The 12,680-nt window shown below is 37.2% G+C and carries 11 protein-coding genes and 1 riboswitch; all 11 genes read right to left on the reverse strand.

Annotation, left to right across the window (positions count from 1 at the left end):
• Positions 1 to 42: 42 nt before the first annotated feature.
• Positions 43 to 1,314, reverse strand: coding sequence for an amidohydrolase family protein (locus ACYPXO_RS06625; RefSeq protein ID WP_459639826.1), 1,272 nt, complete (start codon positions 1,312 to 1,314; stop codon positions 43 to 45).
• A gap of 54 nt (positions 1,315 to 1,368) precedes the next feature.
• A riboswitch (purine riboswitch) is annotated at positions 1,369 to 1,464 on the reverse strand.
• Positions 1,457 to 2,248, reverse strand: a complete 792-nt coding sequence (locus tag ACYPXO_RS06630; protein WP_459639827.1) for a GTP pyrophosphokinase — start codon at positions 2,246 to 2,248, stop codon at positions 1,457 to 1,459. (Overlaps the previous riboswitch by 8 nt.)
• A gap of 98 nt (positions 2,249 to 2,346) precedes the next feature.
• Positions 2,347 to 6,711 carry an alpha-L-fucosidase gene (locus ACYPXO_RS06635; RefSeq protein ID WP_459639828.1) on the reverse strand — a complete coding sequence of 1,455 codons (4,365 nt, stop codon included), beginning with the start codon at positions 6,709 to 6,711 and terminating at the stop codon, positions 2,347 to 2,349.
• Between the two features lie 142 nt (positions 6,712 to 6,853).
• Entirely contained in the window at positions 6,854 to 7,399 is a 546-nt protein-coding gene (locus ACYPXO_RS06640) for a GNAT family N-acetyltransferase (protein ID WP_009460934.1), read from the reverse strand.
• Positions 7,400 to 7,467: 68 nt separating this feature from the next.
• Positions 7,468 to 8,478 carry a GGGtGRT protein gene (locus tag ACYPXO_RS06645; protein WP_459639829.1) on the reverse strand — a complete coding sequence of 337 codons (1,011 nt, stop codon included), beginning with the start codon at positions 8,476 to 8,478 and terminating at the stop codon, positions 7,468 to 7,470.
• An 18-nt stretch (positions 8,479 to 8,496) separates the two neighbouring features.
• Entirely contained in the window at positions 8,497 to 9,189 is a 693-nt protein-coding gene (locus ACYPXO_RS06650) for an iron-sulfur cluster assembly scaffold protein (RefSeq protein ID WP_459639830.1), read from the reverse strand.
• 185 nt (positions 9,190 to 9,374) lie between these two features.
• Entirely contained in the window at positions 9,375 to 9,860 is a 486-nt protein-coding gene (locus ACYPXO_RS06655; protein ID WP_459639831.1) for a CinA family protein, read from the reverse strand.
• 1 nt (position 9,861) lies between these two features.
• Entirely contained in the window at positions 9,862 to 10,407 is a 546-nt protein-coding gene (pgsA, locus tag ACYPXO_RS06660) for a CDP-diacylglycerol--glycerol-3-phosphate 3-phosphatidyltransferase (RefSeq protein ID WP_459639832.1), read from the reverse strand.
• Positions 10,407 to 11,729 (reverse strand): 30S ribosomal protein S12 methylthiotransferase RimO, encoded by a 1,323-nt coding sequence (gene rimO, locus ACYPXO_RS06665; RefSeq protein ID WP_459639833.1) that lies wholly within the window; start codon positions 11,727 to 11,729, stop codon positions 10,407 to 10,409. Before rimO ends, pgsA begins: the two co-directional genes overlap by 1 nt.
• Positions 11,730 to 11,788: 59 nt before the next feature.
• Entirely contained in the window at positions 11,789 to 12,031 is a 243-nt protein-coding gene (gene rpoZ, locus ACYPXO_RS06670) for a DNA-directed RNA polymerase subunit omega (RefSeq protein WP_459639834.1), read from the reverse strand.
• Between the two features lie 4 nt (positions 12,032 to 12,035).
• Positions 12,036 to 12,668: a guanylate kinase gene (gene gmk, locus ACYPXO_RS06675; RefSeq protein WP_459639835.1), complete on the reverse strand. Its 633-nt coding sequence runs from the start codon at positions 12,666 to 12,668 to the stop codon at positions 12,036 to 12,038.
• Positions 12,669 to 12,680: the final 12 nt, after the last annotated feature.

Here is a 12,680-nt window from a genome sequence, read left to right on the forward strand (position 1 = left end):
GGGACGTAGTAAAACTTAAAAATACTACGTCCCCTTTCACACTTATTTCACATTTTCACCATTAATATACTTATCAACTACACATCTTTCATCTGCCAAATAAATAAGGCGTTCCACTCGTTCTTTCACAGTTAGTTTCCGCATTGTCCGTAAATGAGAATCATCCAAAACAACTGCATCAAACTCAAATCCTTCTTCAAAACTTCCCACTTTTCCAAAAAATTGTCCTCCGCCTTTTGTTGCTAAATAGAATGCCTCTTCTATCTTCAACGGAGCAAGATTTGTATCCAACAATCTCCATCTTAATTTTGAAACTTGCACCGCATCAGCCATTGCTCTTAAAATGGATAAATCAAATCCGCCTGCCACGTCACTTCCCAATCCCATTTTAATTCCCATATCCAAATATTTTCGGATTGGTGCAACACCTGAAGAGAGGTTCGTGTTTGACTGTGGACAATGTGCAATAAATACATTTTGCTTTGCCATTAATTGCATCTCTTCTTCCGTACTGTGTACGCAATGTGCCATAATAGACGGATATTTGTTTCCAAACATTCCGAATTGGTCGTATGCCTCTCCATAAAATTTTGTGTTTGGACAAAGTTCCTGTACCCAATTAATTTCTCCCATATTTTCTGATAAATGCGACTGCATAGGTAATTGATATTTTTCCTGTATGTCCGCCAATTTTTTCATCAGATCATCCGAGCAGGTCGGGATAAATCTCGGTGTCAAAATCGGTTTTATTTTATGAAAACGCCTTTTCGCTTCCTTTACCCACTCTACCGTCTGATTTGCCGAAATGTCCGCATTTTCTTCACACAGTTCTTCAGGACTATTTCTGTCCATATTCACTTTTCCAACATACCCTTTAAATCCTCGATTTTCCAGCATTTCCATTAACTTCAACGTGGCTTCAGTATGAATTGTTCCAAAAATACAAGCACGGGTTGTTGCACTTTTCATTAAATCATTTACAAAAATTTCGTATGCCTTTTCCGCATATTCCAATTGTCCATATTTTGCTTCTTCTTTAAATGTATGCGTATTTAACCAGTCAATAAGTTCCAAATCCATCCCTAATCCGCGAAATGTATACTGTGGAGCATGGACGTGTAAATCAATTAAACCAGGAATAATAATTTTATTTCCATAATCACAAAGCGGTAAATTTTTATATTTTTCCGGTAATGCTGTAAATACTCCTTTACAAATTCCATTCTCACAGAAAAGATAACTCTTTTCCTTCGTTACAAGTTCTGTTTGATTTTTGCTAAAACAAATGTTTCCTTTTAATACAAATGTACTCATATATTTCCTCCATTCTTGTTTTATCGGCAACAAAAAACTACCAATAGATAGTCTGCTGCCTTTTGCAAGGCTTATAGTAAACTATTACGGTAGTTTGTAGAAACGTCCAACCTATTATGGATCTATATAAGCATTGTTTTCATTAATCTTCTTTCAGAAACCGTTCGGCTTCTCTTTCCATCTTCATTCTTCTGAAATAAGAACTCATTTCATCCGCCATTCCCGATAAACGATTAAGCAGGGTAGAAAAGTCTTTCAGCATTGCATCATCCTGAAAATACGGATAAACAATATCATGATCAACCTCACTCCAGCCTTCCTCAAAAAGTGTTCTTCCCTGAATTTCCACGTAGTATCCCTTGTATTTAATGATATAGTGAAGAGAACGGTAAATTCCGCCCGCCTTAATCTCAATCAGATTCTCATCATAAATACGGCTATCTCCCGAACGTTTGTATACTTTCGGGCGTTCTGCAATATAGTTGTGCGTAATATCTTCATCAAAATCATGAAGTCGGTCCACAACATAGCAGTCCGGATTATTTTCAAAAATAGTTGTGATATATTTATGAAAATGTATCCAATCCTCGCGATATAAGAAAAGCACACGAATCCCGATTAAATCGGTATTATATTTATAATAATTGTCCCTGTTAATTCCAGCGTATTTTTCTCGTGACTCTCTTCTCTTACGGATAATTTTTTCTATTAAATGTCCCGCCGCTTTCGTTCTATAGCGGTAAGAATGTATACCAGCACGTTCTATATCATACAGATAATCATTGACAAATTCTTTTCCAAGTTTCCTCAACTTATCCTCAATTTCTTTATAATTATCGTAAATGGCTTCCAATTCATTCCATTCCATTTCCGCCTCACAAAACTCCTCGTCCGTGATATTGTACTCTTTCAGGAACTCTCTTTTATTCAGCATAGTTTCACCTCGTTATGAGTATACCATATAACCAAACTAATGTTCAACTAAAAGCCGAAAAGACAGAAGATTTTTCTTCTGCCTTTTCTCTTTATACATTATTTTCTTTTTCTAAGAACTGCCACAATAGCCATAAGTCCTGCTGCCATTCCTGCCATATAACCAAATGGTTCTGTAGTATCTCCTGTTTTAACAGGTGCGGTTGGTTTCTGATTATTATTTCCTAACGAAGTTTGTCCGTTTCCATTTTGTTCTCCACTTCCGCTATTTCCGGCATTTCCGGTGTTTCCTGTATTTCCGTTATTTCCGCCGTTAGAATTATCAATCGGTTTTAATTTGTCCATTGCTGTATTTAACTCTAATGTTGCTTTTGCAATTTCCTCTTCTGTTGCTTTGTCATTTGCATAAACCGCTTTTGCGTTATCTAATGCTTTGACAAATACCTCTTTTTCAGAACCGTCTTGATATTTTTTCAGGTCGATTCCATTTGCCTTATCGATAGCATTCTTCAATGCACTCTTATCTGTTGCAGGAACTTGATCTTTGTCCTCCAATTTTTCCATTGCATCTCTTAATGTCTGTGTTGCATTTGCAATTTCTTCCTGTGTGCATTTTCCTTCCTGTGCTTTTGCCAGAATATCCTTTGCATCTTTTAATGCTTTTACAAATGCGTCTTTTGCTGCTCCGTCTTTATATTCATCAAGAACAATCTTATCTGCGTCTGCAATTGCTTTTTCTAACTCAAATGTAATTAATTCAGGACTTACAATATCAAATTGATCAATCTGCGGTGCTCCTTTTTCTCCGCCTTTGATTGTCAACACACCTTCTCCCGCTGTCTTTACTTTAAATGTAATTTCTTTTTCATGTGTTGCTTTTGCTCCGTCAGTTGCTCCTACTGTCGCACTTCCGGCTTCGATTTTTCCGTCTTTTTCACTCCATGAAAATCCGTTTTCTGCCGAACCGCTTCTGTAAGTAACAATAACCGCATAGTCACCTGCTTTTTCTGCATTGTAATATAATTTGATTTCGTCATCTTTGTTTAAAGAGTTGACGAATTTTCCATTACTTGCCCAATTATCAGCCTTAACTTCCAATTTCCACTGTTCGTCATTACCACCTACATTGTGTAACTCAAGTCTTTCCGCCTCTAATCTCTTTTCACCTTTTAGAGGGAATTCAAAACGATTGTCTGCTGTAAGTTTTTCTTTTTCAAATTCGACTTTAATTGTATGAGCGGCATCTACATCTTTGAATGCATATTTTAAGACGTTACCTACTGATTCACCGTCAACCAATACATCTTTTACCATATAATCTGCATTTGGCTTCATTGTAAATTCTTTATCTGTTCCTTCAGCCACATTTACTGTTCCTGAAGGTGAAATTGTTCCGTTTTCTCCTGCCGATGCAGTAATATCGAAGTTACCCATAGCAACTTCTTTTGCAGTTACTTCAAATTTATCCAAGTTCGGCGAACCTTTTGAATCTGCTGTGAAAACAAGTTCTCCCGCTCCTTCTTTCGTAACTTTTACGTCAAAAGTTACCTCTTTAAATTCTTTATCTTTTCCATCATTATGTACATCAAGTTTTCCTAATTCTACATTTGTCCCTGACCAATTTAATGCATTTGGATTATCTGCGTTTCTTCCACTCTGCAATTTTGCCTTAAATGTATATGTTCCTTCTTTGGCTGCGTAGAATGGAAGTTTAATTTTATTTCCTTCCTCAAACCAGCCTATTTTTGCTCCGTTACTTGCAGTTGTATCTTGCTGTACACGAACATATTTATCTGCTGCAGATGTTCCTTTATCTAAAATAAAGTGTTCCGCTTCTAAGTTCTTCTTACCACCCTTTCTCTTTGGAAGTTGATATGGGTCTTTTTCTGTATATGTTGCTCTCTTTGCAAGACTTCTGACTGCCGCATCTAATTTTCCGACTGCTTCAGCACATTCCTGTGCAGATGGTTTTGCTTTTTTCGCTACTTTTTCCGCAAACTGAATTGCATCCTGTAATGCTTTATAACTTGCGTCAGTGTAGTTTCCCTCTTGATAATTTGCTTTCTTCACTTCATCTAACTTTTTCAATAATGCCGATTTGTCAAACTCTTCCGAGTCCGCAATTGTAATACGTGTAGGGGTATTAAATCCTGTAAGCACTTTATTTGTTGGATTTACTAATTCTGCTGTAAAAGATAAGTCACCTGTTTTTGCCGGAACACGTTTTGTCGTTACATATGCCTCTGCTTCTGTTTCTCCATCTTTTAATACTAATTCCATATTTCCGTCTGCATTAAAGTGATCTTGCCATGCACTACCCGGATTTACTTGGAATGTTACCTTTACTTCGCCTTTTGCTCCTCCGACACGTTTTACCTTAATCGGCACTTTACTTGCTTCATTTACACGGTAAGAAGGATATTCAATATCTAACATACCTTTTCCGCCATTGTTTAATGAAAGTAATGCGTCAATGCCGATTGCCTGATTGCCTGTTCCTGTGTTTACAATCTTTAACGTATGTTCTTTATTTTCCAAAGTTTCAGATTCAAAAATTCTTTGTCCTAATTTTCTTGTTGCCCCATTTGTATTGATAGATGCTACCTTCTGACCATCAATATAAATATCTGCAGGTCCATGGCTTTTATCAATTGTTCCGACTAACCATGCCTTTGTTCCTGTAAACTTAACTTCTGCCTGTGCATTTGGTTTACACCACATCCCTGTGCCTTCAATAAACTGCTCGTTAGTTTCCTGTGTCCAACCATTTGCTGTAAACTGTCTGTCATCGGTTATAGTCAAGCCTTCCGGAATACCGTTTCCTAAAGCCATATCGTCTGTCGCTTTGTACACACCGATTTCGCTTAACATTGGCACTTTATGCTCTGCTTTCTCATCTGCCGTTACTGTAATACGAACTTTTTTACCTTTTACAGCATTTTTTCTAGCCAAACGTTTCGCTCCGATTGTCTTGCCTTCGTCAAATTTCTTCCATTCTCCGCTTTCTGTTTGATACTCGATTTTGTATGAACCAATTCTCTGTCCAAATTCAATAGATTCCTCAACTGAAACAACATCAAATGTTTTCAATCCACCTAAGTCGATGGTAAGAGTACCTGTTTTTTTGTCATCATCAACTGTCCAATATGTATCATCTTTTCCGTCTAATACATTTTGTGGAGAGAATTTTTTATCATTTCCACGTACTGTACTTGCTGTTACTTTAGCATCTTTTGCCAAATTGTTTTTAAACGTATCTTTAATGGCTTTTCCAAATTCAGATACACGATTTAAGATAGCCGTATCCACTTTTCCTTCTTTATTTGGCGGAACATTTAATAATAACGGTGCATTATGTCCTACAGAACGGAAATACATTTCTGATAATGCCTTCATATCCTTTGGAGTCTTTTTGCTTTCTCCCCAGAACCATCCTGATGTGATACGAGCATCTGCTTCCGGAACAGTCCACTGATTACCGTCTACAAATCCTTTTGTATAACCATCTTTTGTATTGCTGTCAATTGTATTTTTCTTTTTATCTACATTTGATTTTGACCATGTTTCCGAATCAGCATATCCGTTCTCATTTCCAATCCAGCGTACTGTTGTGTATGCCTCCGCACCAAACAGAAGACAATCATCTTTCTGTTCTCCTTTTTTTCCTTCGTATTGTTGAATTGTATCAAACCACTTTTCAAATGTATAGTTCTGGACTGCTGAACCGGAACCTTTCGCTCCATCCATCCATACTTCTACAAAACGACCATTATTTCCATACTTTTTATTACCTAAAATCTCTTTTAACTGATTGTTATAGTATTCATTATAGTCGTCAACATCCAACGCCTCAACTTCTTCCCAAGACTTATTATCTAGTGGCTTTCCATTCTTATCACAAAGTGGTTTTCCGTCTTTATCATAATAACCGTAACTTTTAGCATTCACATCCCAAGGTGAGAGATATAACCCCATGTCCATATTATATTTTGTACAAGCCGTCGAGATTTCTGCCAAAACATCACCACTATATCCTGCTTTCTGTGAATCGTGTTCTGTATATTTGCTTGGCCAAATACAAAATCCGTCATGATGTTTAGCCGTAACAATTAACTTCTTAAATCCAGCTTCATGAAGTGTTTTTACCATTGTTTCTGCATCAAAATCGTTTTTCAATGCAAACTGCTCCGGTTTCTCCTTTCCATTTCCCCACTCACTACCGGTGTAAGTGTTCATACCGAAATGACAAAATGCTGCCAATTCATCTTTCTGATATTTATACTGGTTGGCACTTGGTATTACTTTGTCTTTTTCAGGTGCATTTGTATTATTGTCTGCTAAATCTTCTGCTGTTACACCTTCTTTTGTCGCTGCTGAAACATCAAGGGTTGCTATTCCTGAAAAAACACTCGAACCCATAAGGGTTGCTGCTAACAGTAAACTAACTACTTGTTTCTTTTTCATAACTTTTCCTTTCTTTTTGTGTATTTTATCGATTACATCCACATATATCAAATGCAATTTGTTACAATTGTATCACATGACACAAAAAAAGAAAAGGGTATTATTACTTTTTTATTTATTTTCACATGATTCAATAGTATTTTTATCTATTTTTACTATATTCAACTTCCAAAATAGACATGAAAATATCATCTGCATATTTTCCCTCATCTAAAACCGCATCTCTGCGGATACCTTCCACTTTAAATCCACTTTTTTCGTATAAGTGTTTTGCTCTCTCATTAAAGGAAAAGACATCCAATTCTAAACGATGCAGTTTTAATTCTTCAAATGCAAAACAAATTGCCGTTTTCACCGCCCAACTTCCAATTCCTTTCCCCCTTTCTACAGAATGAAAAATGCAAATGCGATAATTCGCACTCTTTACTTTCCAATCTATATCGTTAATGACACTTTCACCTATAATTTTTCCCTCCGGTGAAAAAATAAGGAAATCGTATCTATCCTCGGAGATTAAACATTTTTCATAAAAAGAGAGGACTTCTTCTCTCGTGAATGTTTCCTTACAACCAGTAAATCGGGCAACCTCCTTATCCAGCGGATTGAAATTTTGCTCATAATACGCTTCTTTGTCTTTTTCTTCTGCCTGACGAATAATATATCCGTCCTTTTCCCATATTTTTTTCATTTTCCCACCCCTTTTCATACAGAAAAAGACACATCAATATGATGTGCCTTTATCTATTATAATCCTAATTAAAATCTTCCTTCTTCTGCTGCTTCCTGAATAGAAACTGCAACAGCAACTGTCATACCAACCATTGGGTTGTTACCAGCACCAATAAGTCCCATCATTTCTACGTGAGCAGGTACTGATGAAGAACCGGCAAACTGAGCGTCAGAGTGCATACGTCCCATAGTATCTGTCATACCGTATGAAGCAGGACCTGCTGCCATGTTATCCGGATGAAGTGTACGTCCTGTACCACCACCAGATGCTACTGAGAAGTATTTTTTACCCTGTTCGATACATTCTTTTTTGTATGTACCTGCTACTGGATGCTGGAAACGAGTTGGGTTTGTTGAGTTACCTGTGATAGATACATCAACACCTTCTTTGTGCATGATTGCAACACCTTCTGTTACATCATTAGCACCATAGCAGTTTACTTTAGAACGAAGTCCGTCAGAGTATGATTTTCTGAATACTTCTTTCACTTCTCCTGTATAGTAATCCATCTCTGTTTCAACAAATGTAAATCCGTTGATTCTTGAGATAATCTGTGCAGCGTCTTTTCCAAGACCATTTAAGATAACACGTAATGGTTTTTTACGAACTTTGTTTGCTTTTTCAGCAATACCGATTGCACCTTCAGCAGCAGCGAATGATTCGTGTCCTGCTAAGAATGCGAAACAATCTGTTTCTTCTTCAAGTAACATTTTTCCTAAGTTACCATGTCCTAAACCAACTTTACGCTGGTCAGCAACTGAACCCGGAATACAGAAAGCCTGAAGCCCTTCTCCGATTGCAGCAGCGGCGTCAGCAGCTTTTCTACAATCTTTTTTGATTGCGATTGCAGCACCTACAATGTAAGCCCAGCAAGCATTTTCAAAACAGATTGGCTGGATTCCTTTAATCTGGTCATAAACATTAAGTCCAGCGTCTTTTGTGATTTTTTCTGCTTCTTCAATAGAAGCAATACCATAACTATTTAATACGCTATTGATTTTGTCAATACGTCTTTCATATGATTCAAATAATGCCATTTTTACGTCCTCCTTCTCTTACTCTGCTCTTGGATCGATAATCTTAACAGCATCAGCAACACGACCATACTGTCCTTTTGCTTTTTCCCATGCTGTGTTAGGGTCATCGCCTTTTTTAATAAAGTCTGTTAATTTTCCAAGACTTACGAACTGGTATCCGATAATTTCATCATTTTCATCTAAAGCGATACCTGTTACATAACCTTCAGCCATTTCAAGATAACGAGGTCCTTTTGCTAATGTTCCGTACATTGTACCAACCTGAGAACGAAGTCCTTTTCCTAAATCTTCAAGACCTGCTCCTACTGGAAGTCCGTCTTCAGAGAATGCACTCTGTGTACGTCCGTAAACAATCTGTAAGAATAATTCTCTCATTGCTGTGTTGATAGCATCACAAACTAAGTCTGTGTTCAATGCTTCTAAGATTGTTTTTCCCGGAAGAATTTCAGAAGCCATCGCTGCTGAGTGAGTCATTCCTGAACATCCGATAGTTTCTACTAACGCTTCCTGAATGATACCGTCTTTTACGTTTAATGTTAATTTACAGGCTCCCTGCTGAGGTGCACACCAGCCCACACCGTGTGTTAAACCTGAAATATCTTTTACTTCTTTTGCTTTTACCCATTTTGCTTCTTCTGGGATTGGAGCTGGTCCGTGATTAACGCCTTGAGCAACTGGACACATTGTTTGTACTTCATGTGAATAAATCATGATAAAACTCCTTTCAATTATGTATGATTTTTTCTTTAACAGTGTTTGTTATATCTTTAACACCATATATAACTTTATTCTCTCACAAACTTATCTTTTCGTCTATAACTTTTTTCATATTTTTTTATAATTCGACAATCTACGCTATAGTTTACCCGATTTTTAGAAAACATTGTTAAATATGACTATACCTTTTTTTCATTTTGGGAAAGAGTTTCCAAAAAGAGTTTCAACACCTCTTCCACTGTCTTGATGCGATTTTCTTCCCTTTTTCCTTTCAAATGTAATTCCCTGACATAAACCTGCCCGCAAATGAAACAGGCTACATAAATCAATCCTACCGGTTTATCTTTTGTCGCACCGGTAGGACCTGCAATCCCTGTTGTGCTGAGAGCTACATTGGCATTTGCTGTCTTTGCCGCACCCACAGCCATCTCTTTTGCTGTTTCAGCACTGACTGCGCCATATTTTTCAAGTGTATCATGGGAAACATTTAAAATCTTTTCCTTCGCCGCATTTGAATAAGTAATATGACCTTCCTCATATACGGAAGACGCTCCCGACACATTTAAAATTCTTCCTGCCAAAAGACCACCCGTACATGACTCTGCCGTTGTTATTGTCCATTTTCTTTCAATCAGTTTATGAACAACCTGTTCCTCTAATTCCATTTTACATACCACCCTGTGTCAAAACCTGCTTATTTTTAGCAATATAGTCTACAAGGGAAATAATTGTCAATGCAAGGGAAACATAAATCAAAATCGTTTCCACCGTAGCAAACACTCCTCCTAAATCAATAATTAAGAAAATAACCATAAGCATCTGAAATGTTGTCTTAAATTTTCCCCAGTAACTTGCTGCAATAACAATTCCATTATCAGATGCAACCAAACGGAAACCACTGATAATAAATTCACGGCTAATAATAATAATAACTATCCATGCCGGAAGTTTTCCCATTTCTACAAGGCAAATCATTGCTGAACAGACAAGCAGTTTATCTGCCAGCGGATCCATGAATTTTCCGAAGTTTGTAACAAGATTGTATTTTCTTGCAATCTTTCCATCCAACAAATCAGTCAAACTTGCCACAATAAAAATACTTACGGCAATCCATTTGCTTGCATCTCCGGCAATTCCCGCATTTAACATAAATATAACAAACGGGACAATCATTATCATTCTTACTACTGTCAACTTATTTGGTAAATTCATTATATAATCTCTCCTATCAAATCATATTCTAACGCACCCGTCACTTTTACTCTCGCAAAATCTCCCGACATCAATTCCTCCTCTGTATTGACAAAGATAAGTCCATCCACATTCGGTGCATCCTTATACGTTCTTCCCACATAAGCATTCTCATCTGCCACTTTTCCTTCAATGAGAACAAGCACTTCTTTTCCAATCATATCTTCCGCCAAATCAAACGCAATATCCTGTTGTAATTCCATTAACTCAGCCTGTCTGTCCTCTTTCACTTCCTCTTCAATCTGATTGTCCATAAGTGCAGCAGGAGTGTCTTCTTCCGGAGAATAAGTGAATACACCTAAACGGTCAAATTCCATTTCATCCACAAATTCCATTAATTCTTCGTGCTGTTCTTCAGTTTCTCCCGGAAAACCGGTAATTAACGTTGTACGAAGAGTAATATCAGGAATTTCTTCACGAAGTTTACCAATAATCTCCTTTAACTGTGCTTTTGATGTACGTCTTCCCATACGTTTTAATATTTCATCACTTGCGTGCTGAATAGGTAAATCCAAGTAATGACAAATTTTCTTTTCCTCTTTCATTACCTGAATCAATTCATCCGTAATTTCTTCAGGATAACAATACAAAATACGAATCCACTGGATTCCTGCAATTTTACATAATTCTTTTAACAATTTATGTAAAGATTTCTCTCCATAAATATCTTTTCCATAGAGAGTTGTTTCCTGTGCAACTAAAATTAATTCTTTAACACCCTGTTCCGCCAGTTCTTCCGCCTCTTTTATCAGTCTTTCCATCGGAACACTTCGGAAGTTTCCGCGTATCTTCGGAATAATACAGTATGTACAATGCTTGTCGCACCCTTCTGCAATCTTCAGATAAGCAAAATGTCCTCCCGTCGTTACAAGACGTTTTGTATCTACATACGGAAGTGCATCAATATCCGCCATTTCCACATGATGATGTCCTTTCAACGCTTCATCAATGGCATCCAATATTTTATCATAAGAAGTTGTCCCTAAAACCGCATCTACTTCCGGAATTTCCTCAATAATTTCTTCTTTATATCTCTGTGCAAGACATCCGGTTACAATAAGTGCTCTCAAACGTCCTTCCTTTTTCAATTCTGCCATTTCTAAAATATTCTGAATGCTTTCTTCTTTCGCATCATGAATAAAACAGCACGTATTAATTACAATGACATCGGCATCCCTCTCATCATCAACCATCTGATGTCCCTTAGACGCTAAAAGACCGAGCATTACCTCCGTATCTACCAGATTTTTATCGCACCCAAGTGAAATAAATAATATGTTCATTTGTTTTCTCCTCTATACCTAACAGGGCAGATACCTTCTGGCATCTGCCCTTTGCTTTTTTATTGTTCTGAATCTTCTGCAACAATTTTAATTTTTGCATTGTTTAATTCGTCAATGGCAATGGATAACGGTTTTTCTCCGTCCTTTGTAGGAACTAAAGGTGTATCTCCGTCAATAATCTGTCTTGCTCTCTTAGACGTTGCAAGTACGATAGAATAACGGCTATTTACAATCTTTGTTGCACCTTCCTCTACATCTTGGTTTACTACTTTCATCAAATCTGTATATGATGGGTGTAACATAATCTTATTCTCCTTTCGCTTCTCCTCTTAATTCTTCTTCTATTTGATTCATCAAATCTTCATTGCGAAATCCTCTACTGTGTTCGCTCTGTATAATATTATGCATCTCTTCCACGCAAATATCCAAACTGTCATTCACGACAATATAGTCATAAGCACTCATTCCTTCCGCTTCTTCCGCCGCACGTTTCATGCGGGACTCTATCACTTCCATTGTTTCTGTTCCTCGTCCGATTAAGCGTCTTTCAAGTTCTTTGGCATTCGGTGGTGTGATAAAGAGAAGTAATGTTTCAGGATACTTTTCTTTTACTTTCAATGCACCCTGAATTTCAATTTCCAGAATAACGTCCATTCCTGCTTCCAACTGTTTTTCTACATAAGCACGTGGAGTGCCATAATAATTACCTACATATCTAGCATACTCTATTAATTCATCTTTCGCAATCATTTTTTCAAACTCTTCAACAGTTTTAAAAAAATATTCTCTTCCATCCTGCTCTCCCTCACGGGCCTTTCTCGTTGTAGCAGAGATAGATAACGCATAATTATCATAGCGTTCTAAAAGTGCTTTCATTACCGTTCCTTTGCCAGCTCCCGAAAAACCGGATACAACAATTAAAATTCCTTTTCTCTTCATCTTCTTCATCCT

This window comes from Faecalimonas canis, assembly GCF_054601575.1.

Excerpts from the sequence above, each read along its gene's own strand:
- ACYPXO_RS06640 (WP_009460934.1), bottom strand. The coding sequence starts at position 7,399 with ATGAAAAAAATATGGGAAAAGGACGGATATATTATTCGTCAGGCAGAA.
- ACYPXO_RS06645 (WP_459639829.1), bottom strand. The coding sequence starts at position 8,478 with ATGGCATTATTTGAATCATATGAAAGACGTATTGACAAAATCAATAGC.
- ACYPXO_RS06650 (WP_459639830.1), bottom strand. The coding sequence starts at position 9,189 with ATGATTTATTCACATGAAGTACAAACAATGTGTCCAGTTGCTCAAGGC.
- rpoZ (WP_459639834.1), bottom strand. The coding sequence starts at position 12,031 with ATGTTACACCCATCATATACAGATTTGATGAAAGTAGTAAACCAAGAT.
- gmk (WP_459639835.1), bottom strand. The coding sequence starts at position 12,668 with ATGAAGAGAAAAGGAATTTTAATTGTTGTATCCGGTTTTTCGGGAGCT.
- ACYPXO_RS06630 (WP_459639827.1), bottom strand. The coding sequence starts at position 2,248 with ATGCTGAATAAAAGAGAGTTCCTGAAAGAGTACAATATCACGGACGAG.
- ACYPXO_RS06655 (WP_459639831.1), bottom strand. The coding sequence starts at position 9,860 with ATGGAATTAGAGGAACAGGTTGTTCATAAACTGATTGAAAGAAAATGG.
- rimO (WP_459639833.1), bottom strand. The coding sequence starts at position 11,729 with ATGAACATATTATTTATTTCACTTGGGTGCGATAAAAATCTGGTAGAT.
- ACYPXO_RS06635 (WP_459639828.1), bottom strand. The coding sequence starts at position 6,711 with ATGAAAAAGAAACAAGTAGTTAGTTTACTGTTAGCAGCAACCCTTATG.
- ACYPXO_RS06625 (WP_459639826.1), bottom strand. The coding sequence starts at position 1,314 with ATGAGTACATTTGTATTAAAAGGAAACATTTGTTTTAGCAAAAATCAA.
- pgsA (WP_459639832.1), bottom strand. The coding sequence starts at position 10,407 with ATGAATTTACCAAATAAGTTGACAGTAGTAAGAATGATAATGATTGTC.